This is a genomic window from Alteromonas sp. CH_MED4-4 (assembly GCF_037029575.1).
Classification (GTDB): domain Bacteria; phylum Pseudomonadota; class Gammaproteobacteria; order Enterobacterales; family Alteromonadaceae; genus Alteromonas; species Alteromonas macleodii.
In genome coordinates this window covers 47,593-71,128 of record NZ_JAYMEU010000009.1, presented here as the reverse complement: position 1 = coordinate 71,128, position 23,536 = coordinate 47,593, and the positions used below count along the sequence as shown (strand labels likewise).

27 protein-coding genes are annotated in these 23,536 nt (G+C 42.6%); 22 read left to right on the top strand and 5 right to left on the bottom strand.

The features are described from left to right. Positions 1-11: 11 nt before the first annotated feature. Positions 12-647 carry a response regulator transcription factor gene (locus WA381_RS08290; protein ID WP_014976692.1) on the bottom strand — a complete coding sequence of 212 codons (636 nt, stop codon included), beginning with the start codon at positions 645-647 and terminating at the stop codon, positions 12-14. A 173-nt stretch (positions 648-820) separates the two neighbouring features. Here WA381_RS08290 and cmoA point away from each other — a divergent pair, with 173 nt between their 5' ends. From cmoA to WA381_RS08245, 9 genes are all read left to right on the top strand, one after another. Next, complete coding sequence (gene cmoA / locus WA381_RS08285) at positions 821-1,552, top strand: carboxy-S-adenosyl-L-methionine synthase CmoA (protein WP_014976693.1); 732 nt, start codon at positions 821-823, stop codon at positions 1,550-1,552. A 53-nt stretch (positions 1,553-1,605) separates the two neighbouring features. Then, positions 1,606-2,604 (top strand): tRNA 5-methoxyuridine(34)/uridine 5-oxyacetic acid(34) synthase CmoB, encoded by a 999-nt coding sequence (cmoB, locus tag WA381_RS08280; RefSeq protein ID WP_014949679.1) that lies wholly within the window; start codon positions 1,606-1,608, stop codon positions 2,602-2,604. A gap of 94 nt (positions 2,605-2,698) precedes the next feature. Next, positions 2,699-3,571, top strand: coding sequence for a kinase (locus tag WA381_RS08275; RefSeq protein WP_014976694.1), 873 nt, complete (start codon positions 2,699-2,701; stop codon positions 3,569-3,571). After that, complete coding sequence (locus tag WA381_RS08270) at positions 3,568-4,377, top strand: HAD-IIB family hydrolase (protein ID WP_014949681.1); 810 nt, start codon at positions 3,568-3,570, stop codon at positions 4,375-4,377. The genes WA381_RS08275 and WA381_RS08270 overlap by 4 nt, the downstream gene beginning before the upstream one ends. Positions 4,378-4,389: 12 nt before the next feature. After that, positions 4,390-5,613 (top strand): glycosyl transferase, encoded by a 1,224-nt coding sequence (locus WA381_RS08265; protein ID WP_014949682.1) that lies wholly within the window; start codon positions 4,390-4,392, stop codon positions 5,611-5,613. Positions 5,614-5,618: 5 nt separating this feature from the next. Beyond that, positions 5,619-7,373, top strand: coding sequence for a sugar phosphorylase (locus tag WA381_RS08260; RefSeq protein WP_014976695.1), 1,755 nt, complete (start codon positions 5,619-5,621; stop codon positions 7,371-7,373). Positions 7,374-7,472: 99 nt separating this feature from the next. Beyond that, on the top strand, positions 7,473-8,144 hold the full coding sequence (locus tag WA381_RS08255; RefSeq protein ID WP_170826507.1) for a phosphoglycolate phosphatase: 672 nt from the start codon (positions 7,473-7,475) through the stop codon (positions 8,142-8,144). Positions 8,145-8,282: 138 nt separating this feature from the next. Further along, positions 8,283-9,497, top strand: a complete 1,215-nt coding sequence (gene moeA / locus WA381_RS08250) for a molybdopterin molybdotransferase MoeA (protein WP_156086479.1) — start codon at positions 8,283-8,285, stop codon at positions 9,495-9,497. Between the two features lie 100 nt (positions 9,498-9,597). Continuing rightward, positions 9,598-10,971: an MATE family efflux transporter gene (locus WA381_RS08245; protein WP_014949686.1), complete on the top strand. Its 1,374-nt coding sequence runs from the start codon at positions 9,598-9,600 to the stop codon at positions 10,969-10,971. Between the two features lie 88 nt (positions 10,972-11,059). Here the strand turns inward: WA381_RS08245 and WA381_RS08240 are convergent, their stop codons facing one another. From WA381_RS08240 to WA381_RS08230, 3 genes are read right to left on the bottom strand one after another with little or no spacing between them, the layout of a single operon-like run. Then, positions 11,060-11,779, bottom strand: a complete 720-nt coding sequence (locus WA381_RS08240) for a nucleotidyltransferase family protein (RefSeq protein ID WP_014976697.1) — start codon at positions 11,777-11,779, stop codon at positions 11,060-11,062. Positions 11,780-11,827: 48 nt separating this feature from the next. After that, positions 11,828-13,009: a vWA domain-containing protein gene (locus WA381_RS08235; RefSeq protein ID WP_014976698.1), complete on the bottom strand. Its 1,182-nt coding sequence runs from the start codon at positions 13,007-13,009 to the stop codon at positions 11,828-11,830. Next, positions 13,009-13,845 carry an AAA family ATPase gene (locus tag WA381_RS08230; RefSeq protein ID WP_014976699.1) on the bottom strand — a complete coding sequence of 279 codons (837 nt, stop codon included), beginning with the start codon at positions 13,843-13,845 and terminating at the stop codon, positions 13,009-13,011. Before WA381_RS08230 ends, WA381_RS08235 begins: the two co-directional genes overlap by 1 nt. Before the next feature lie 271 nt (positions 13,846-14,116). Here WA381_RS08230 and cysK point away from each other — a divergent pair, with 271 nt between their 5' ends. The 4 genes from cysK (at position 14,117) to WA381_RS08210 (ending at position 16,710) form a co-directional block, all read left to right on the top strand. Then, entirely contained in the window at positions 14,117-15,082 is a 966-nt protein-coding gene (gene cysK / locus WA381_RS08225) for a cysteine synthase A (protein WP_014949690.1), read from the top strand. Positions 15,083-15,327: 245 nt separating this feature from the next. Beyond that, on the top strand, positions 15,328-15,786 hold the full coding sequence (locus WA381_RS08220) for a hypothetical protein (RefSeq protein WP_014949692.1): 459 nt from the start codon (positions 15,328-15,330) through the stop codon (positions 15,784-15,786). A gap of 247 nt (positions 15,787-16,033) precedes the next feature. Beyond that, positions 16,034-16,243, top strand: coding sequence for a hypothetical protein (locus WA381_RS08215; RefSeq protein ID WP_156085915.1), 210 nt, complete (start codon positions 16,034-16,036; stop codon positions 16,241-16,243). 131 nt (positions 16,244-16,374) lie between these two features. Next, on the top strand, positions 16,375-16,710 hold the full coding sequence (locus WA381_RS08210) for a DUF6678 family protein (protein ID WP_014976701.1): 336 nt from the start codon (positions 16,375-16,377) through the stop codon (positions 16,708-16,710). Between the two features lie 351 nt (positions 16,711-17,061). Here WA381_RS08210 and WA381_RS08205 read toward each other — a convergent pair whose 3' ends face one another. Then, positions 17,062-17,268, bottom strand: coding sequence for a hypothetical protein (locus tag WA381_RS08205; protein ID WP_197044412.1), 207 nt, complete (start codon positions 17,266-17,268; stop codon positions 17,062-17,064). Between the two features lie 452 nt (positions 17,269-17,720). Between WA381_RS08205 and WA381_RS08200 the strand changes: the two genes are divergently transcribed. The 9 genes from WA381_RS08200 to WA381_RS08160 all read left to right on the top strand — a co-directional run bounded on the left by WA381_RS08200 (position 17,721) and on the right by WA381_RS08160 (position 23,443). Beyond that, positions 17,721-18,149, top strand: a complete 429-nt coding sequence (locus WA381_RS08200; RefSeq protein WP_014976703.1) for a hypothetical protein — start codon at positions 17,721-17,723, stop codon at positions 18,147-18,149. 128 nt (positions 18,150-18,277) lie between these two features. After that, positions 18,278-18,652, top strand: a complete 375-nt coding sequence (locus WA381_RS08195) for a hypothetical protein (RefSeq protein WP_014976704.1) — start codon at positions 18,278-18,280, stop codon at positions 18,650-18,652. Positions 18,653-18,758: 106 nt separating this feature from the next. After that, positions 18,759-19,484 carry a hypothetical protein gene (locus WA381_RS08190; RefSeq protein WP_156086480.1) on the top strand — a complete coding sequence of 242 codons (726 nt, stop codon included), beginning with the start codon at positions 18,759-18,761 and terminating at the stop codon, positions 19,482-19,484. Between the two features lie 112 nt (positions 19,485-19,596). Beyond that, a complete protein-coding gene (locus tag WA381_RS08185; protein ID WP_014976706.1) occupies positions 19,597-20,211 on the top strand; it encodes a hypothetical protein in 615 nt (204 codons plus the stop codon). 40 nt (positions 20,212-20,251) lie between these two features. Beyond that, positions 20,252-21,205, top strand: coding sequence for a hypothetical protein (locus WA381_RS08180; protein ID WP_150141393.1), 954 nt, complete (start codon positions 20,252-20,254; stop codon positions 21,203-21,205). Between the two features lie 81 nt (positions 21,206-21,286). After that, complete coding sequence (locus tag WA381_RS08175) at positions 21,287-22,087, top strand: hypothetical protein (RefSeq protein ID WP_150141304.1); 801 nt, start codon at positions 21,287-21,289, stop codon at positions 22,085-22,087. 124 nt (positions 22,088-22,211) lie between these two features. Beyond that, positions 22,212-22,562, top strand: a complete 351-nt coding sequence (locus WA381_RS08170; protein WP_014976709.1) for a hypothetical protein — start codon at positions 22,212-22,214, stop codon at positions 22,560-22,562. Between the two features lie 149 nt (positions 22,563-22,711). Next, on the top strand, positions 22,712-22,975 hold the full coding sequence (locus WA381_RS08165; protein WP_014976710.1) for a hypothetical protein: 264 nt from the start codon (positions 22,712-22,714) through the stop codon (positions 22,973-22,975). A gap of 117 nt (positions 22,976-23,092) precedes the next feature. Beyond that, on the top strand, positions 23,093-23,443 hold the full coding sequence (locus WA381_RS08160) for a hypothetical protein (protein ID WP_014949701.1): 351 nt from the start codon (positions 23,093-23,095) through the stop codon (positions 23,441-23,443). Positions 23,444-23,536: the final 93 nt, after the last annotated feature.

Genomic DNA, 23,536 nt, shown 5'->3' with positions numbered 1-23,536 from the left:
AAATACTTAGTTTAGCTAAGTTGGAGTTTATCCATCAACAATACGGCTTGCGTACGCGTGTTGATCTCTAGCTTGCGAAGAATGGCACTAATGTGTGCTTTAATGGTTGCTTCCGTAACGTTCATCTCGTGAGCGATTTGCTTGTTCATTAAGCCTGCGCGTAAGTAAGAAAGCACTTGAATCTGTTTAGGTGTAAGTTCACGGAAGCGCTGAAGTAGAACTTTAAGTTCATCGTCAACTTTCTCTAGTTCTTCTTCCATACCTTCTGGAAGCCACTTTTTGCCACCAATAATGTCTACAATAGCCTGAGCAATTTCTCGTGTTTGCGACACTTTGGGGATAAAGCCCTGAGCGCCTAGGCTCATTACTTGAGCGACAACCTCAACAGTATCGCTGCCCGAAACAACACCAATAGGGATATTCGGGTATTGTTCACGCAGCGTGATAAGGCCGTTAAAATATTCACCGCCAGGCATATTAAGGTCAAGAAGGATCAGCTCAACACCGTCGAATTCGTTTAGCTTCGCCATCGCATCATCCAAGCTTCCTGCTTGAATTATCTGTGCGTTTTCAAAGTAAGGTTCCAACGCGCCGCTCAAAGCTTCGCGAAACAATGGGTGATCGTCTGCTACTAGAATTCTTGTCATTAGCGTTACTGCTTCCTTATTGTATTATGAGTATAGATTAATACTTTAGATCATTAACGAAAAGCCCTAAACCAGAAAAATCACGCAAAATATAACAAATTTGGTGTTTTCCATTGGCATTTACGTATCAAACGGTAAAATTGCGCCCCAAATTAGTTAATTGAAGACCCACTGTGAAGAAACACGACAATATATACGCAAAGGCACTCAATAAAGTAGATGACTTTAAATTTGACGAGTCTGTCGTTGATGTGTTTCCCGATATGATTCAGCGCTCAGTGCCTGGATACGAAACCATTGTTCACACCATAGGCGAATTGGCTAAAATTGCCGTTACGCCCAATACCGTCGTTTATGATCTTGGCTGTAGCTTAGGTGCTGCAAGTTTATCTGTGGCAAGAGCTTTACCTAACGATACATGTGAAATTATTGGTGTGGATGCTTCAGAAGCAATGGTAGAGCGCTGCAAACGCGTCGTACAGACCTTCACACTGCCAAACCCAATTGTTATTCAGCATGGGTTTGCACAAAGTGTAGAAATTAAGAATGCCTCTTTGGTTGTGATGAATTTCACTTTGCAATTTATCCCCCCCGCTGACCGCGAAGCGTTATTAAAGCGCATTTACGACGGGCTTAACCCCGGCGGTATGTTGGTGCTATCAGAAAAAATACGCCACCCTACCCTTACTGGCAATGAACTGCTGGTAGATTTACATCATCAATTTAAGCGCGACAACGGTTATAGTGAACTAGAAGTGAGCCAAAAGCGCGCCGCGTTAGAAAAAGTTATGCTAACCGATACATTTAACGAGCATGATACTCGCTTGAGAAAAGTCGGGTTTACCGATGTTGTGATGTGGTACAAATGTTATAACTTCACGTCTATGGTTGCCATTAAAGGCTAAACAAATCTCGCTACGTCCGTCTTTCCGCAACGCCAACACATATTAAGAACAGTATGAGCAAATTAGAACAAACTTGGTTTACCGATTGCTACAAATCGTTAATAGACAGCCCGCTATCACATTGGCTTCAAACGCTGCCGGCACAAATGGACACCTGGCAGCGAACTGCTAAACACGGTGAGTTTGATAAATGGTGCCGTTTACTTTCGAAGCTGCCGACTACGTCGCCGAGTTGTGTTGATTTAGCCTCAAGCGTTTCCATTGGCACCGAAAATGACGTAGATGAATATGTCCAAAAACAAATTGAAGGATTACTAAAGCAGTTTATGCCCTGGAGAAAAGGGCCATTTAATCTTCATGGAATTCATATTGATACAGAGTGGCGTTCGGACTGGAAATGGGACCGCGTAGCACCTCATATTAGTTCGCTGAAAGACCGAAACGTTTTAGACGTAGGTTGTGGTAGTGGTTATCACATGTGGCGCATGCTGGGTGAAGGTGCCAATAACGTAATAGGTATAGATCCTACCCAACTGTTTCTTATTCAGTTTCACGCCATTAAACAATTTATTAGTAAAAGTAGTGCGCCTTCCGAGAATATCCATTTTCTACCGATGGGCATTGAAGACATGCAGCCATTGAGAGCTTTCGACACTGTGTTTTCTATGGGTGTACTTTACCACCGTAAAGACCCAATGGCGTTTCTGCAGCAACTTAAAGACCAGCTAAGAAAAGGTGGCGAACTGGTTCTTGAAACCCTTGTTGTGGATGGTGATGAAAACACAGTATTGATGGCGGGTGAACGCTATGCACAAATGCGAAATGTGTGGTTCTTACCGAGCACTGCAGCCCTATCTGTTTGGTTAGGCCGCTTAGGCTTTGAAAATATTCGCGTTGTAGATATCAACCACACCACCCTAGATGAGCAGCGCGCAACGCCTTGGATGGAAACGCAATCTTTGAAAGATTTTCTCGATCCGGAAGATATTACTCGCACTATCGAAGGTTACCCTGCACCACAAAGGGCCGTTATTGTCGCTAACAAGAAGTAAGTCGTAAGACCACGCCTCTGTTACCCTATTGGCACAAATGTTGTTATCTTAATCAAGAAGAACGTGCGAATTCTGCATTGATTAAGGTGACAACATGGATATACATGGCTTTCTAACGACGCATCAATTGCCAAGTACCTATGCAGAAACTGCACAAAAATGGTTCACCCCATTATGTGAGCAACTGCTTAAGCACCAAGACGGTGCAACACAACCATTTATCGTGGGCATAAATGGCAGTCAGGGTTCAGGTAAATCAACTCTGACCAGTTTTATCGAGTCCTTCCTTACCTCGGTCCACAACAAAAAAGTGGTATCACTCTCAATTGACGATTTTTACTACGACCAGTCGCAGCGAAATGCGCTAGCAATAAAAGTTCACCCGCTTCTAGCAACTCGTGGTGTACCGGGTACTCATGACATTCCTCTAGCGTTAAATACGTTTCGCAGTTTAGAAAAAGGCACGCGTACATCGCTGCCCCGCTTTAACAAAGCTACAGATAACCCGTTCCCCAAAGAACAGTGGCCTGTAATCGAATCTTCACCCGATTTCATCATACTTGAAGGATGGTGTGTGGGCGCTATTGCGCAAACATCTAGCGAACTTAAACGGCCAGTAAACCACCTTGAAGAAGTAGAGGACCCATTGGGCATTTGGCGCTCTTTTGTAAACACTGAACTAGCAGGCGATTATCAGACGTTGTTCGACAAAATAGACTACCGCATTATGCTGAAAGCACCGAGTTTCGACTGTGTGTATCAATGGCGGTTAGAACAAGAACATAAACTCGCCCAAAAAGCGTTAAAAGATAGCGATGGAGTGATGTCTGATGAAGAAGTGGCAAACTTTGTGCAACACTACCAACGCATCACTGAACACGCATTAAGTCACTTGCCTGAAAAGTGCGACACCGTGTTTTATCTAGATGAAACAAGAACGATAACTAAACAGGACGTAAAACGATGACGAAAACGCTTGTTTTCACCGATATGGACGGCACGCTGTTAGACCACCATACCTACTCTTTCGAGGCGGCGAAACCGGCTTTAACGGCATTAGAAAAAAAGGACATTCCCGTTATTCCCACTACCAGCAAAACCTTTGCTGAATTACAACCGCTGCGCGAGAGTATTGGTTTAGACGGGCCTTTTATTATTGAAAATGGCGCCGCTATTTTCATCCCTCATGGCTTTTTCAAACAAAAACCCAGCGGTACGGTTTGGATAGATGGCTACTGGTGTAAGGCGTTTATCTCAAACAAAAATTACTGGATTAAGCTACTTGAAAAAATAGGTAGCGAATTTGACGGCAAGTATAAACAATTCTCAAAAATGTCGATTCAAGAAATTCAGGAATGTACTGGGCTTGACGAAAGGTCAGCGTCACTTGCTGCCAAACGCCAGTTTGGCGAGCCGGTTTTGTGGCTTGGCACTGACGAAGAAAAACAACGCTTTTTAAAGGTAGTAAAAGATCGCGGTGCTTTCCCTCTAGAAGGCGGCCGCTTCATTCATATTTCAGGTAATTGCGATAAAGGCCAGGCTCTCAAGTGGCTGGCCAATGAATATCAAAAGCAACATACCACCAAAGTTAACACTATTGCCCTTGGCGATGGTAAGAACGACGTTGCAATGCTTGAAGCGGCGCACGTCCCCATTCGCATTTTATCCCCGGTAAATCCTCCACCAGCAGTAAAAAAAGAAGAGGTCTATACCAGCACCCTAACCGGCCCTGAAGGCTGGAACGAAATGCTTACTCAATTGCTATCCCTATGATCAGGAGGACACATGGCTGATTTTTATCAAAATGGTGTGGTTACTACGTTACATAACTTAGCTCGTCGTCCTACCGAAGAGCTTGAAGCAGAGCTTCTACAGTTTTCACAGAAGCGCCCTATGGCACTTATTTTACCGTCGCTCTTTTCTGAATTAGAAGGCGACGCACTTCCACATATCGTCAACGAATTAACAGACGTGCCCTACTTATCAGAAATTGTCATCGGTCTGGACCGAGCCAATGAAGAGCAGTACAAACACGCACTAAAATTCTTCGGCAAACTTCCTCAGCATCACAGAGTGCTATGGAACGACGGTCCTCGCCTTAAAGCACTTGATGAAGAGCTTCAGGCTCAAGGCTTGGCGCCAAAGGAGTTAGGTAAAGGCCGAAACGTTTGGTACTGCATGGGCTACGTACTAGCATCGAATCGAGCAGAATCTGTTGCACTACACGATTGCGATATTGTTACCTATAACAAAGATTTGCTCGCAAAGCTTATCTACCCTGTAGCCAACCCAATGTTTAACTACGAGTTTTGTAAGGGTTACTATGCGCGTGTGGCTAACGGCAAAATTAATGGCCGTGTTTCTCGACTTCTTGTTACGCCATTACTTCGTGCATTAAAACGCATAATGGGTGACAACGAATACTTGGAGTTTATGGACAGCTTCCGCTATCCATTAGCGGGTGAGTTTTCGTTTAGACGCGACGTACTAAACGATATTCGCATTCCAAGTGACTGGGGCTTAGAAATTGGTGTGCTGTCTGAAATGCACCGCAACTATTCGCACAACCGCCTGTGTCAGGCAGATATATGTGATATTTACGACCATAAACATCAGGATTTATCGCTTAATAACGACCAAGGTGGTTTATCTAAAATGTCTATCGACATTACCAAAGCCATTTTCAGAAAACTTGCCACGCAAGGCTATACGTTTAGCAACGAAATGTTCCGTTCAATTAAAGCCACCTATTTCCGTATTGCGCTAGACTTTATAGAAACCTACCACAATGACGCCGTAATGAATGGCTTGAACTTAGACATTCACAGCGAAGAGAAAGCAGTAGAAATGTTTGCCAGTAACATTATGAAAGCGGGGCAAAACTTTTTAGAAAACCCTATGGAAACGCCGTTTATACCAAGCTGGAACCGCGTGACCAGCGCGGTACCCGATATTTTAGAACGACTATTAGAAGCGGTTGAAGCCGATACTGCAGAATATATGGAGTAAGTAATATGGCATGGGACCATCTCCATGACAAAGTAAAACACCATTTAGAAAGCATTTATGCCGATGTATCGCTGGACGTCTCGTATGAGACGCTAGCGACTGAGTTAATGAACACTATAGGCATTCAGCAGCAAACGGATATTGCTTCACCTCAGTCTCATCACAATTATTGGGATGAAGATGACATTATCATGATTACCTACGGTGATAGTGTCATTGACGAAGGGGAGCGTCCGCTGGTTACGTTAAATAAGTTTTTGCACCGCTACTGCAAGAACACCGTTAATAATGTTCACATCCTGCCCTTCTTTCCGTACAGCTCAGACGATGGGTTTTCGGTTATCGACTACTCTACGGTGAATGAAGCACTAGGGTCATGGGACGATATTGAAGTCATTGCTGAGGATTATGGCTTGATGACCGACCTAGTTATCAATCACTGCTCTGCAAGAAGCGTGTGGTTTGATAACTTTGTGAAGGGTGAAGGACCAGGATCTGACTTTTTCTTCACAGCAGATCCATCCGATGACCTCTCCATGGTAACTCGCCCTCGTGTGTCGCCTTTGCTGCGAGAAACGGAAACCGCCAGCGGTACAAAGCATGTATGGTGCACATTTAGTCACGACCAAGTTGACTTTGACTTTGGAAACCCCAAGGTGTTGTTAGCGTTTATCGATATCATCAAGCTGTATATTGATAAAGGCGCTAAAATCTTTCGCTTAGACGCAGTGGCATTTCTTTGGAAAATTGTAGGTACAAACTGCATTAATCTATTCCAAACCCACGAAGTCATACGTTTGATCCGAACGCTGATTGAACATGTGGATCCTTCCATCATAATCATTACCGAAACCAATATTCCCAACAGGGAAAACCTAACGTACTTTGGTAATGCTAACGAAGCCCATGCTATCTACAACTTTTCGCTTCCGCCGTTACTTGTAAATACATTAGTAACGGGTGATTGTACGTATTTGAAAAGCTGGATGATGAGTATGCCACCGGCGCAAAACGGCACAGCCTACTTTAACTTTATCGCTTCGCACGATGGTATTGGCTTGCGTCCGGCGGAAGGCCTACTGTCAGATGAAGAAATTTCAGAGCTTGTGCATACAATGCAGCACTTTGGCGGCAAGGTGTCGTGGCGCGCTTCTGATCACGGTCAGCAAAAGCCTTACGAGATAAACATCACCCTGTTCGACGCGCTGCAAGGAACCACCAAGGGCCCTGATAAGTATCAAGTGGACCGATTTATTTGTGCTCACGCCATAATGTTAGGTATGGAAGGTATACCAGGAATTTACATTCACAGTTTACTTGGCACATCCAACGATTACGAAAAAGTCGCTAATACAGGACAAAATCGTTCAATCAACAGAAAACGTTGGGACTTTAATGAATTAGAGGCTCTGTTAGACTCGCCCTTTTCACAGCATCATAAAGTACTCACTCGAATCTCGCAGCTTATACGTATACGTAAAGCGCAGCCTGCATTTCACCCCAATGCAACGCAATTTACATTGCAGCTTGGTAATCAATTATTTGGCTACTGGCGACAAAGTCTCGATAGAAAGCAAAGTATTTTCTGTATTAGTAATATTTCAGACGAAGAACAAACAATTTTGTTGTCTGACATAAACCTTATTGGCACAGATAATTGGATTGATCTCATCACCCGTGACGAGATAGCCCTTTCTAGTGGTTTCTTACAAATGAAGCCTTATCAAGTACTTTGGATCAGCAACCAAGATTTTGAATAAATCTTTGAGCTTATAACGCCAGTCGACCAATAAATCTACCGCGGTAAGGATACTGCGGTGTTATGCTTGTCACACGAGTTAGCAAATCAAAATTTTGTAATGCAAGAAATTAATACCTTTTTTTTCGATTTAGACGGAACCTTGGTAGATTCTGTTCCTGATTTGGCAACAGCGTTAAACCAAACATTAAACGACTACCAATTACCAACGTATAACGAGCAGACAATTAGACACTGGGTTGGAAATGGTGCTCGTGTTCTGGTGGAACGCGGATTGAGCGGCAACGCAAAGATCAGACACCATTACACATCAAACGAGATTGATGCCGCTTTAGAAAAATTTCTTTTCTATTACCGAACGCTAGATACTAAGAGTACAGTGCTGTACGACGGCGTGTTCTCAACACTTCACGCGCTAAAAGAACAAGGGTTCACGCTAGCATTAATCACTAATAAACCTTCGGAATTTATTGAGCCTATCCTTTCATCGTTCTCAATATTCTCGTTGTTTTCGCTTACCATTGGCGGTGATAGTTTACCGGAAAAAAAGCCTTCTTCCCTTCCCCTTCTGCACGCCTGTGAAAAGCTTGGTGTTTCGCCCTCACAGTGTGTAATGGTTGGAGATTCTAAAAATGACATTGTTGCCGCAAAAGCCGCGAACATAAAAAGTATAGGGCTTACCTACGGGTATAACTATGGTGAGAACATCGCAAAATATAAACCTAACTGGGTTTTCGACGACTTTGAAGAGATATTAACGTTCGCTTCTTAATTCATCTGACATAGCCGTTGATGAAACTTCAATTGCGTCGTTTACGCATACTTTCTTTTATTTCACGCTTTAACCTTTGGTATAAGGCCGCTTTTTCTGTAATATCCGCGTGTTAAATCATTTCATGGAGTTGTTGGTATGTCATCTAAATGGCTTTCACTAGAAGAAGCCCTCACTAAAGCATTAGACGCTGCAAAAGCGATAAACGACGTTGAGCAAGTGAGCATTTTTGACGCCAACAACCGCATCTTGGCCCAAGATGTAACTGCCCACGTTGATGTCCCGCCATGGGATAATTCAGCAATGGATGGCTATGCCGTAAATGCGGAAGATCTCAAACACAGTGATAAACTCAAAGTACAGGGTGTAATTACAGCTGGCATGAGTGCTGATGAGCCGCTTGAAAAAGGTAAAGCATTTAAAATAATGACGGGGGCCCCGGTGCCTGCCAATGCTAACGCCGTTGTAATGGTAGAGAATACCGAAAGTCATGATGGCGAGGTTTTGATCAATAAAATTCCATCGGCGCAAGAGAATATACGTAAAAAGGCCAATGATATCGCCAGTGGCGATACACTAATAAGCAAGGGCACGCGCCTTCACGCCGAACACCTTATGCTGCTGTCCTCCCAAGGAAACAGTAAGGTGGCAGTATTCAGAAAACTTCGCGTTGGTGTAGTCGCGACTGGTTCTGAACTTGCTGCACCTGGCGAACCCTGTAAATCGACACAAATTTTCGAGTCTAATCGCGTTGGTGTAAGTAGTATCTTAAGCAATGAAAATGTAGAGCTTATTGATTTCGGCATTGTAGAAGACGACGAAGCTTCTTTGCGTAAACTCTTCATTGAGGCGAGCGAGCGTGTAGATGTAATGGTAAGTAGCGGTGGTGTATCTGTGGGCGATGCCGACTATGTAAAAGATATCATCGCTGAATTGGGCACTATCGACTTTTGGAAAGTCGCAGTTAAACCGGGTAAACCCTTTGCACTGGGCAAAATAAACAACACGTTGTTTTGCGGTTTGCCTGGCAACCCTGTGTCTTCATTTGTTACCGCAAAATTATTGGTTGTGCCTGTTATCAAAAAAATGCAAGGACAAGTACAACCACACGAGCCGTTCTTTGTTAACGCTAGCATTACGACACCTCTTAAGCGACGTGCAGGCCGCCGAGACTTTCAGCGTGCAACCATGGTAAGAAATAATCAAGGTGAATGGGAAGTCACACCATTTAAGTCACAAAGCTCTGGCGTTATGACTTCAATCACTTCTGCTAACTGCCTAATGGTAGTACATGAAGATATAAGTGAGTTAAAAGTTGGCGATACGGTTCCGGTTATACCGCTACATTTTTAACAAGTTCGTTGTTGAAACGCTACTTCGTTAAGGCTTTTAAGCTCGTTTTTATTTTCTGCATTTTTATCGCCCTAGGCGACCCATATAGAGACACATTACCGTGAATAAGAAACGCTTTCTTTTAGAAGGAAGAGACATTTTAAAACTAGCATGGCCATTGTTGGTTGCGCAGATTACTCAAATGCTAATGGGCGTTAGCGATACTATTATGGCTGGGCGTTACAGTGCAACCGACATGGCTGCGGTAGCACTTGGATTTAGCATCACTGTGCCACTGCTTTGCTTTATACAGGGTATAGCGCTGGCACTTCCCCCAATCATTTCACGGCTGCAGGGAAACAAAAATTTAAGTGGTATTGCCGACGCAAGTCAGCAAGCTGGTTATCTGGTTTTCTTTGTGGGATTAGCGGTAGCAGGCTTAATTCCGTTTACTGAAAGCATAGTCGCGCTGTTCCCTATGGCGCCCGAGCTATTTAGCATTACCGTAGACTACGTACTGTATGTGCTGTTCGCTATGCCTGGATTTGCACTTTACCAATGGCTTAGAAACTATTGTGAAGGCTTGGGTAAAACCAAACCCACTATGATTATTACGGTTATCGGGCTGATGGCGAACATTGTAGGGAACTACCTGTTTATCTATGGTGTAGGCCCATTACCAGCTATGGGCGGTGCGGGTTGTGGTATTGCAACGGCCATTGTGATTTACACTATGCTTATAGCAACCGTTATCTATGTTCGTTTTGCCCCTGCCCTGCAAAAGTACAATTTGTTCGGACAATTGTATAAACCTAACATGGTAACCATAAATCGCACCTTCAAAATGGGCTTGCCCATTGCTATGACTATCCTATTTGAAGTGACGCTGTTTTCACTGGTTGCATTGTTATTAGCCCCTTTTGGTGCCACAACGGTAGCGGCCCACCAAGTCGCACTGAACTTCTCGGCCCTGATGTTCATGTTTCCTATGAGTATTGGTATGGCAGCAGCAATTCGCATTGGCTATCGCATAGGGCAAAATAACCCACGACAGGCAAAAATTGCAGCTCGAACCGCTATTCTGATCGGTTTTTTCACCGCTGCGTGTACGGCTAGCTTCACCCTGCTAGCAAAGGGATTCATCATTGGCCTGTACACCAGCGACGAAGCCGTATATACCTTGGCAAATGCGCTATTGATTTACGCGGCGTTATTCCAATTGTCTGATGCGGTTCAGGTGATTTCGGCTAATGCATTACGCGGCTATAAAGACACAACAGCGATGTTTGTTATTACCTTTGTGTCCTACTGGTTAATAGGTCTACCTACAGGCGTTATTTTAGGTAGAACAAACTGGATAACGGCAGAACCAATGGCCGCAGCAGGGTTTTGGATTGGCTTCATTGTAGGATTGAGTGCCGCAGCTGTTATGCTAGGTGCACGCCTTCTTTACATCCAAAGGCCCAGTGCTGTGCATCGTATCGCGAATGCATAATACCTATCCGCATAGATCATTGCCCAGTCAGAAGCTTGCCAGACCTTCCCGAAGGGCGAGTTTAAAATGTTCAATTGAACCAAAGCAGTTACCCCCTGCTTTTTAGTTTGTCCCAGTCTTGTGGCGTGTCTATATCAAATTGTGCGTTAGGTATAGACACAGCCGTTACCCTACCTAGTTTCGCATACTTCTTAATAACCGGCTTAGCCCCCATATCGCCACTTAGCGCTAGCAGTTCACTAAATACCGCTTCAGGAAAGATAGCAGGTACGGTTAATCGACTATTGTTCTCTCCCTGCTTTTGCCATTCACTGCATACTATGTGATTAGGGTTCGCATAAGAAGAGTTGATAAGGCGAACGAAGTCTTGTGCATTAAGACTCGGCAAATCGGCCAACGTGAATAGCACGTGAGTAGGTCTTGTACACAAGCCCTTTGCTGTCGGGGATACTGATTTCGACAGTGATGAAAGGCTTAAAAGATGCGTGAGTCCAGTGCGAATACTTGATGCAAGGCCTTCATCCCAATTAGCGTTGTGAACGATACTGATGGGTAGTTCAGAAACCTTACATGGAGAGTGTTTTAGCTGCGTATTTACGGAATCATGCCATTTACCCGTAACAACAGTAATGGGTAATTCACTGGTTAACGCTAAGTCATTGCGCGCACTAACTACCTCCCCCACACTGTGTTGTATAAGAGAAAGCGCAGAAATTGGGTGTTCCGATAAAAGCTTATTACCCTTGTAGCGAGCGCTCTTTCCGCCCGCCAACACCACAAGTGCTACGGCATAATTTTCCGACTTCAATTCAATATCCGTTATATCAAAGAAATAAAACGTGACACGTCAAAGGGCTTAGCGGCTTCTGCTAAGCCCTTTAATAGCAGCCGTTAACCCTTCAAGCGTAAGCCCATACATTCTGTCTTCCATAATTTCACGAATAATTTTGATAGACGAATAATACGGCCAGTAATTCTCAGCTTGCGGATTAAGCCACACAGCGTTGTTAAAGTGGTTCAATAAGCGCTGCATCCACACACTGCCCGGCTCTTCATTCCAATGCTCTACACTGCCACCTGGATACGTTATTTCATACGGCCCCATGGTAGCGTCACCTACGAAAATAACCTTGTAGTCTTTTCCGTAGCGATGAATGATATCCCAAATAGGAATGCGTTCTTTATTGCGACGAAGGTTATCTTTCCACACCTCCTCATACACGCAGTTGTGGAAATAAAAGTACTCTAAGTATTTAAACTCGCTTTGCACCGCAGAGAAAAGCTCTTGAGTACTTTTTACGTGTGGGTCCATAGAGCCGCCCACATCAAAAAACATCAACACTTTTACCGCATTGTGACGTTCTGGTGACATGTGGATATCGAGTAAACCGCCTTTTTTAGCTGTCTCACCTATGGTTGTTGGCACATCTAGCTGCTCACTTGCGCCTGTGCGAGCAAACTTGCGTAGCTTCCTAAGGGCCACTTTTATGTTACGCGTACCCAGTTCTACATCAGAGCTTAGGTTTTTAAACTCGCGTTTATCCCATACTTTTACTGCCGAAAACTTTCTGTTTCCCTTTTGCCCTATTCGCACACCTTCTGGATTGTCGCCATAAGCGCCAAACGGGGATGTTCCGCCGGTGCCCACCCATTTATTTCCACCTTGGTGACGCTTTTCTTGTTCTTCTAAGCGCTTTTTCAACGTTTCCATCAGTTCTTCAAGGCCACCGGCTTTACGCAGCGCCTCACGCTCTTCAGGGCTTAAATTTTTTTCGATTTCCTTACGCAGCCATTCTTCAGGGATATCTTTACCGAATAGATCGACAGATTCGACACCTTCAAAATATTCAGCAAACGCCCTGTCGAACTTATCGTACTGCGTTTCGTCCTTCACCATTATGGTACGCGACAAACTGTAGAACGCTTCGATATCGGCATACACCACGTGCTTTTCAAGCGCACTAAGCAAATCCAGCAACTCGCGCAGCGTGGTTTTAACCTGATATTTTCGCAGTGTATAAAAAAACTGAATAAGCATTAGCGACGCGCCATAAAGACCAGTTTTTCAAACAAATGTATGTCTTGTTCGTTTTTAAGTAGTGCCCCGTAAAGTGGAGGAATAGTAGCTTTTCCGTCTTTTGAGTGAAGCGCTTCTGGTGGGATATCTTCAGCAACTAAAAGCTTCAACCAGTCGATAAGTTCAGAGGTAGAAGGCTTTTTCTTAAGCCCTGGTACATCTCGAATTTCAAAGAAAGCCTTTAACGCTTCATCAAGCAGCTTTTTCTTTAAATCTGGGAAATGTACGTTAACGATTTCTTGCATTTCCTCTGGATTCGGGAACTGAATGTAGTGGAAGAAACAACGGCGCAGGAAAGCATCTGGCAGCTCTTTTTCGTTGTTCGATGTAATAATAACAATCGGACGCTGCTTCGCGACTACACGTTCTTGTGTTTCATAAACGAAGAATTCCATCTTATCGAGCTCTAGCAGCAAGTCGTTGGGAAACTCAATATCAGCCTTATCAATTTCATCAATTAATAGTACCGGGCGCTTTTCTGCGCTAAAGGCTTCCCATAATTTACCTTTTACGATGTAGTTGCTTATATCGTGAACGCGATCATCACCAAGTTGAGAGTCGCGAAGGCGTGACACTGCGTCGTATTCGTACAAACCTTGCTGTGCTTTAGTGGTTGATTTAATGTGCCACTGAATTAGTTCGGTGCCTAAACTCTCGGCCAATTCTTCAGCAAGCATGGTTTTACCTGTGCCCGGCTCGCCTTTAATTAAAAGCGGACGCTCTAGCGTAATAGCTGCGTTAACCGCCAGCTGTAAGTCTTTGGTTGCGATATAATTAGACGTGCCACTAAAAGCCATTATTGTTGTACTCCGTATAATTTTTCGTCTTTGCAATTTTAACTATAATATCAAGGCCTTCTCATGATTGCCCATAGATATAACATATAGCTAAAAAGCACTTTGCATTTTACTGATTGGGACCAATGATATAGGGGTATGACGAAATCCCCTAATTCAGGCTGTGAATTATTAACTATCACACGCGTTGAATTATTAACTATTAAAAAGGTCGTACAGATCACGACAGACGGGGTTTCCTATAAAATAAGGAACGAGGTAAGGATTTATAATGAACGTATTTGACGACAATTCCCTATCTATTGGCCGCACGCCACTAGTTAAGCTAAATCGCGTAACATCAGGTAATGTATACGCAAAAATTGAATCGCGTAACCCAAGCTTCAGCGTTAAGTGCCGTATTGGCGCAAACATGATTTGGGATGCTGAAAAGCGCGGTGTCCTTACCGAAGGTAAAGAAATTGTAGAGCCGACCAGTGGTAACACAGGTATCGCTTTGGCGTTTGTTGCAGCGTCTCGCGGTTATAAGCTAACGCTAACCATGCCTAGCAGCATGAGCCTTGAGCGTCGCAAACTTCTAAAAGCTTTGGGCGCAAACCTTGTTCTTACTGAAGCGCCTAAGGGCATGAAAGGTGCCGTTGCCGCTGCACAAGAAATTGTGGCATCAGATCCAGACAAATACGTATTGCTTCAACAGTTCGACAACCCGGCTAACCCGGCTATTCACGAAAAAACCACTGGCCCTGAAATTTGGGAAGATACAGACGGTAAAGTAGATGCATTCGTAGCTGGTGTAGGTACGGGCGGTACTATCACGGGTGTAAGTCGCTACCTTAAAAATACGAAAGGTAAAGCGATCACTTCAATTGCTGTTGAGCCAACAGACTCTCCAGTAATTACCCAAGCGCTTGCGGGCGAAGAATTAACCCCTGGCCCACACAAAATTCAAGGTATTGGCGCAGGTTTCATTCCAGGTAACCTAGACCTAGACCTAATTGACGAAGTTGAGCAAGTTACCAACGAAGAATGTATGGACATGGCGCGCAAGTTAATGACCGACGAGGGTATTCTTGCAGGTATTTCTTCTGGTGCAGCCGTTGTTGCTGCTAAGCGTTTTGCTGAACGCCCAGAAAACAAAGACAAAGTGGTTGTAGTACTTCTAGCAAGCGGCACAGAACGTTACCTAAGTAGCCCTCTGTTTGCTGGTGCGTTCGACGAACAAGAAGAAGTTCAATAACCGCCAAAATGTTTCAATTATTTAAAAACGAGGCCTAGTGCCTCGTTTTTTTATGCCTACTCTTTTCTGTTTCTCATGAAGTTTTATGAACACAAACACCTGACTTTTCCACTCTATTACTTTGCTTTTGTGCACAATATTGTGAATAATCAAAGCATAGATTAGCGAAGCGGCGAGCGCATTGACTTCGTTGAGATATAAAACTATCAATAAGAAACGGACCTCTTTACATTAAGGTAATCCAAATGAAAACGCGTATGTGGTACGCCCTGTTCGGGCTTTTTACAGTGTTGATTTTATCCGCTTGCGGTAAAAAGGAAGAAGGCATCGGGCGGTACGGCATGCTTGATGAAAGTACCCCTGAGTACACCACCGTAGCGTTTCTCAAAAGTGTTTATGAAGATGACAACCTTGATACAGCAATTCGACTATCAAGCGAAAAACTGTCTCGTATATTAACGAGATACCACACTAACAGTAACGTTCAGCGCCACCTCTTAAACCTTAAATATGACACCGTCACCATCACTCCTCAAAGTGCAGGCCGAGTTGGCCGCAACGAGTTCGCAGAAAAATCGACAATCACCGTATTTTTAAGTGGAACATACAACGACGATAAAATTGAAGACTTGCGTAGCCTAGACTTGATTAAAGAAGACGGTGAATGGAAGGTTAATAAAATTCATCCAGATGCCTATTTATAACGTGTAGATAAACGTTGTTTTTATGGCCAGCAACGTAGCTTTTTACAAATGAAGAAAATAAAAAGGATGTTTTCCGGCTTTTATGCTTAAAAGCGTTTATTTTTTGTTTAATGGGTTGTTTTAGGGTAATTATATCAAAACGCTCATAAGTGATATACGGATAGTTTCCACCTTGCATAAAGGATTTTTTCTGTACATTAAATTGTTATGTGTCAAAGGTAAATCAAGATAAGAAGGATTTTTAACTATGAAACTAGGAACTAAAATTGGTTTGTCATTCAGCTTTATTGGCTGTGCTGTCGGCGCTTACTTCGGTCTATCACCTGTTTACTCGCAATTACAGTCTGGTGTTTTATCTGGTCAAGAAGCCGGGCTAGCATTCTGTATCACCGGTATCTTTATTGGTAGTGTATTGGCTACTGCTAGCATTCTTTCTTCGAATAAGCATGCCACATAACAAGCCAATAAACTCACTCACTACGTTCGCTGGGACGCATACACGCAGGGCGGCTTCGCCATTGTGCCCTACGTGCCTGCGCCCGTTATTGAAAAGTTAGCTGCCCAATTAACAAAAAAGGATTTTTCATAATGGATGTTTCAGAATTGGAAATGTTAATCGATGGAATAAAAACAGAATTGCCATTTCCTCCTCCATTTCAATATAAGAAATTTGGTCACGCTCCTTTTCCTCAAATCTTCGACGAAGACGTCACCTATTTGGGTGATTGGTCTGCATTATGCCTTTATCCATTAGAGGATCTTGAGTGGATTTTTGTTCGTCCGCGTTACTTAAAGAGAATAGGCAGACTAGTTCCAAAGCAAGTTATTTCTTGTGAGAGTGAATTTCTAAAACTATTAACCAAATTAGGAGTTTCATTCAAAAACGAATCAGGGAATGTCTATATTTATGCAAAAAGCAGCTAACAAAACACTGTAGTCACTCGCTGGCGCTCGTTGGGACACAAACACGCAGGCTCCCTTCGCTTCGCTCCGTATTATAGCCTGCGTATTTGTGCCCCTAAGTGGGGTGTTAGGCGTCATTTACTTACAGCATTAAAAAGTAGGTTCTGCCGTGACATTCCTACATCAAGGTTGTTTCGCTAGGTTGTCTTTACGGCTTGCTTTTTCGGTAGTTTCAATAGCTTTAGCAACGCGTTTTTTTTCAACACCGCAACGCCAACATTCTGCATCACCACTTTTCTAAACTCGCTTGTTTGTCCAGCAATGTCCTTAACATCTGGCATTTCGCACAAGGTTGTTTTATCTTAAATTCAATTATTTAAACACGCGGTCTATTTGGCTAGTGGTGGCAGCAAAGCTGCGTACTTTCAGTTGTACGCCTAACAAAACGCTGTTGGCACTCCCTCCGGTCGCTGGGACGCTAACACGTGGGCTGGCTCGCTTCGCTCGGATTTTAGCCCACGTGCTAGCGCCCCAAAGCTTAGCGTTAGGTGTCAGGGATGAAAACGATACTACTGTCATTTTTTATCATTGTATTGGTTGGGTGCACATCAGTCGCTAAACCTACTATTCACCTCCATTCAAACGGAGTTAGCGAAGCTAAGCTAACTAACCTGAGAATCAAATTAGAAAAAAGTGGATACACCGTAATAAGTGGCCATCAAGACTTCTCTCACTTCTTATTCACGCCACTCATAGTTGTTCCAAAAGATTCAAAGTTCAGCACTCCAGAACTTCAACAACAAATAACCAACACTTTAGGCTCTATCCCAATTGTCAAACGTGGTAACTTTAAAAACCATAAGTATTCGGGCGACCATATTGGTGTATATCTTCGGGGAAACAATGCCACCTAACAACTCAATAAACTCGCTCACTTCGTTCGCTGGGACGCATACACGCAGGGCGGCTTCGCCATTATGCCCTACGTGTATGCGCCCGTTATTGAAAAGTTATGTGGCATGGAAGATTAAGTGAAAATATTTATTGGAATTGTAGTTTTAACGTCAGCTTTGATTGCGATTATTGCCTTTAGTAACCAGGCTCAAGTTTTCTTGCTCCACAAGATGTACTCTTTAGGTTCTGGTATGGACGATGGGGCAACAGAGTTATTTATTCGTAATAAACACCGCTACAAATCTGTTGTTTTGGAATTGCTTAATGCTGAAACTCCCAACACTTATAAAGCTCAAGCTTCTTTTTTGTTTGGCGAGCTACTATTAGATGACCCTGAAATTCATGAAAAGATCGAAGATATTTCGGTTAATCACCCAAACAAACAAATTAGATGCTTTTGGTTTGATGTAATGGATGGTCGGTTCGAACATGAGCTTATCGCAGGTAGTGAATCTGATAAGTTTGCTACTTATGTGGTTAGAGACAAAGGAAGTAGGTGCGAGTAAGTGCCACATAACAAACAAATTATGTCACTCGCTGCCGCTCGCTGGGACGCAAACACGTGCGCGGCTTCGCCATTATTGCACACGTGTTTGCGCCCCATATTTGGAAGTTATATCCCTAGGAGATTTTTTTGATAAAAGGATTCAATAAACAAACATTGATTCGTTGGAAGGTCTATATAGACCGGTCCAAAATGTACATTGGATACATTCAATTCTTGCTAATCATTTTTGTCTTTATCAACTCATTGGACAACAACCCTGTAAGCCAGTTTGTTTTAGAAAAACCACTCATTGCTGTACCAGTAATCTTGGTTTTATTTGTGCTTTGCTCGCTAGTCCTTGGCTATATGGATTCAAAATTAGGGTTCAGAGAAGAAGAAATAAGAAATCATGCACGGTCAAACCCTGTATTGCGCCAAATTCAAACTTCACTAGATGAAGTAAACTCAAAACTCGATAAACTTGAAAGGAGTCAAAGTAGAAATGGAAGCAACGGGATATAACAAAGCGCTTAACTCGCTCACTTCGTTCACTGGGACAGTAACGCAGCGGCGCTTCGCGATTATACCGCTACGTCACTGCCCGTTAGCTTAGCGTTAGACTTCACGTTTGGAATCTCTTGTCTTGAACATTCTTAGGACTTTATTACCAGAAATTTTCGGTGCTATTTTTGGCATAACCGCGATAGCTTTTGCTTACTTTCTATTTAGCCTTTTCTTTCTAGCAATTGAAGAGTTCAATCATCTTGATATGACAGATAATATGAATCCACTATCAATAGGCGCGATTGTCGCAATTACACTTTTCATCATAAAAGAAGTATTGGAAGCCTACCGTAAAAATGCATCGAAAAATCGGAAAATAAAGGCACTAAAGACAATATTGGCTGAGGAGATAAAACTCAATTATTGGGTTTGGAAACAGATCGAGAGTATAGTTAAAAAAGTTAAAGAAATGCCCCCAGAAACCTTATATCAAATCATTAGTTCTACTTCAGGAACGGAACGATTTGAGTACGTTCGCCCAGATGGTGGTGGCGGTGGTATTTTTGTTCCTGAAATAAAGGACCAAGTCTTTACTCAATTGATTACCGAAATAGCAGAATTAGATGAGGATTTTTATTCCAGGAGCATAGAATATGGTAAAGGAGTTGCTGAACTTCAACATCTTAGACATGGGGTGTTTGACTTCATTCATGAAACTCCAAAGGGAGAACACTATGCTGAAGGTTTTTGCGAGTATGCGTTAGATGAGCTTCCTGATATAAAGGATAAGTTTCAAAAACTTTATATAGAATGCACTGGTGATACAGAGTTACAACATCGCATGAGGTGAAGTCTAACAATCACATTAAGTCGCTTCGCTGGGACAGTAACACGTGGGCTCTGTCGCTTCGCTCGGATTTTAGCCCACGTATTACTGCCCCTTATGGGGGTGTTAAGTCTCTATGAATATTGAATACTTCGAAAGATTTGAATCGGAGCTTGAGTTAGGCCTCAAGAAGAAGGCCGCTGCTTCGATCAAGCAGTTTGTTGATTCATTTGAAAATGACGATGAAATAAAGAGTTGGGTATGGAGTTATTTGCCAAAGCTAGAAAAAAACAGGCATAGCTGCATTAGGCATGAGGTCTTTATTGATCTTGTTTACCCCGTACTAAAGAAAGGCTATGAGCGCAGTGACTATAATTCAACGTTGTGGCTAGGAAAGCTGGTTCAGAATGTATATCAAACCAAAGGTATCTTTGAAGAACTTGGCTCTAATGTTGAAATGGATTTTTATAGGAAATGCCACGAAATTGATCCGAGCATGGAAGAAGGTAATGAATTACTTTTACAAAGTATTTTGAGTTGGTTGTCACATTGCGTACATGAATGGCCTTCGGGGATTCTATATGGCATGGACGGAGCCTCAATTGCACAGTGCCAAGAGATTAGAGTTGAAGCAAATTTTGCAAAATCTCTAGCAAGCAAAGAGAGGGAATTATCGTTTATTGATGATTTCCTAGTTAAATTAACCGAGTACGAATTACGACTTAACAAGGCAAGCAAATCGGACTCGTAAACTCGCCGTTTCTTGCGGCGTTAAGCCTTCGAGTAGGAATATGGATCTATCTAAGCTAATAAAAGATAAAAGCAAGGTTTTTGAAGGTACTAGCAATTATCTTGGAATTGAATGCGTATTAAATCACATTGAAATTGCTGAAAAGCACCTTAGCAATGGGCAGGGAGGCGAAGACTATTTGTTCAATGATGTCGTTTACCGTACTAACCAGGCCTTCGAAGGTGCTTTAAAAGAGGCTTATGTCGTATTGACTGGTGAAGCTGCAGGAAGAAAAACACCAAACGATATAGAAAAGTATCTTGAAACAAATAATCTTCTAAAAGAAAGAGTTCTCGAGCTATTTTCAAACTACAGAAAAGAATGGCGTAATAAATCCACTCATGACTATAAGTTGTATTTCTCCGAACAAGAAGCATTTTTGGCAATAGTTAATATCTATGCATTTTTCAATATTCTACTAGATCAAATGATAGGAAAGCACGCGAAGGATAAAGAAGAAAAAGAAGCCAAGTTGTTTGCTGATAAACTGAAAGCTTCATCTGAAATGGGGTTTTATGAGCAAGTGATTTTCTTGCTTACTTCCTACTGTCAGGAAACGCCAAAAATACAAAGAGGACACGCTCCTAGATTTCTTGAGGCCGAAGTCATGGGAAGTCTACATGGCTTTCTTAGCGCTGTAGCTCCAGACATTACAATATTTTCTGATCAAATAATTCGAATTGGTAATGGTAGAGTGTTAAGGCCGGATCTTATTTTGGAAAAAGGAGATGAAAAAGTTATTGTTGAACTCAAAAGTCCGATTATGAACCCCTCAGCAATCAGAGTTAGCGGGCGTGAACAGCTATACACCTATATGAGTGCTGCTAGTATTAACCATGGAATACTATTTATTCCGGCTCTTTCAGAGGGTCAAGAAGTCGTCATTACAAAAACTGAAAGAGAGGTAGCTGATGTTCAGCAATTCATCACCGAAATTTATGGCGGCAAGGCTTAACAAGCGCATGTTGTCGGACTGCTTTTCCGCTGCGCTTCAAAGCAGCCGCAAATGCGGGCGTTAGTTCTTTAGGGAGGAATCGTGACTCTATCAGTAGCATGGATTAGAAAAGTAAAAAACACAGAGGAGTTAGTAATAGCAACTGATAGTAGACTTCGATGGGGAAGGGCTTGGGATTGCTGTCCGAAAATAATTCCCCTTGTAAGACAGGACTCTGTTTTATGTTTTGCTGGAAACACACAATATGCATATCCAATGATGGTACAAATAAATAATTCTATCTCCATGCATACAAAATCGTCATCTCGCGCCATAGATATAACAGATTTAAAAGGGCACATCCTAAAAGTTATCGAAGGAATGAGAGAGCATATTCATGATCTTCCAAAAGGTAGCGATGCATTTGAAGTACCAGATGCGATGTTTTTATTTGCTGGATATTCTTGGAAAACGAATAGCTTTAAGATTTGGACACTATATTACGATCAAGATAAAGATGAATTTCATTTTCGCAAAGCGTCTAATCATATAAAGAGAGCCGATGGTACGAAATATTATGCCTTCATAGGCAATAATACGGATGTTGCGAGGCGGAAAATGACAAAGCTTATACATTCAAAAGGTATTGCTAACATCCCAGGTCTAGATATGGAGCCGCTTGAAGTTTTGATTGAAATGATTCGTGATGAAAAATACCCACATATAGGCGGCGCTCCACAAATCGTTAAAGTTTATAAGCATATGAATGTACTCCCATACTCAGTTTACTGGCCAAACAAAGAATCTGGAACCAAAACATTTCTTGGTCGCCCAATGCTAGATTATGAAGTAAATGAATACTTTACGTTAGATCCTGATAGTTTAGAGCTAAACAAAAACTAACAAACAACTGTTGACGCTCACTTCGTTCGCTGGGACGCATACATGCGGGGCGGCTTCGCCATTATGCCCCACATGCCTGCGCCCCTTATTTAAAAGTTATGTTTACCCTAGGAATTAGGCATTAATGAGTATTAAAACGGCGCGCTATCCATTTATTGGGTTGAGCATTCTATTCTTCATACTCCTTATTCAAAATCCATTGCTGGAAGCTATATACAATACTCTGTATATAACTTATTTCGTTTTTTCTTTTCTCTTCTTTATGTCACTGGCCCTAGGGCAATACACAAAGGTGGCAGTACAAAAAAGCAAGTTAATGGTGCTGTTTCCTGTTTATTCAGTACTCTTTGTTATTTATTGGCTTTCTCAAAATTGGCATCAAGGAAGAGTAAACTTTATATTGGCAACACCTATTGTTTGCGGATTACTGCTGGCGTTTATGTTAAAAATACAACTGCGCTTTTTAGGCAAGTAAACATAACAATCACATTAAGCCGCTCGCAGGCTCGCTGGGACAGTAACACGTGGGCTCTGTCGCTTCGCTCGGATTTTAGCCCACGTGTTACTGCCCCTTATGTGGGGTGTTATGTTGCAGAAAGGAATTGGTAAAACGGAGGCTGTTTTATGCAGGTTGATATACTTGGTGTCAGGATAGTATTTGGATTTTTAACGGTCGCAATGCTTATTTTGGTTCACGGATTGCTTTTCAACTACAACCTCATAATACTGGCGCTGGCTACGAGCTGCATGGCTGCCTTCTTTTTCATTACCGCTGTAAGCGCAAAAAAGCTTGCACAATCAAATTTTAAATTTAACAGATTACAAAAAATTTCCATTGGCGCATGGGCGCTACTAAGCGTGCTGGGACTAGTGAGCATTGCAACATAACAAACAAATTATGTCACTCGCTACCGCTCGCTGGGACGCAAACACGTGCGCGGCTTCGCCATTATAGCCTGCCTGTTTGTGCCCCATATTTAGGCGTTATGCACAAGGAAGTATTGAATGAAACATAAGATTATTTGTTCACTATTCTCAATAGCCATTTTTACTTCGGGATTATTTCTCGGCGCATATATCAGTACGTCGGCGGGCGCTAGTTCAAACTCTACAGAGTTATATAGCAGCATTATTCATCTTTCTTCTGTTCATCAACAAATAGAAAATGGTGAATTAGAAAACGCAAAACAAGCCATCTGTAGTTTCGTCAGAACACGCATCGAATTACTAGAGCTTGGCCATCAAATTCTTAACGAAAATAGGGCCAAGGAAGTAATGGTTCTAAAACAAAGTATGGAGAAAATGCTTTCAAACACATCGCAAGCCAGCACTTCGTTAGCTGAAACTTGTGTTTAACGAGGCGCTTAACGCGTTCCCTTTGGTCACTGGGACAGTAACGCAACGGCACTTCGTAGATATGTCGCTACGTCACTGCCTCAAAGCTTAGCG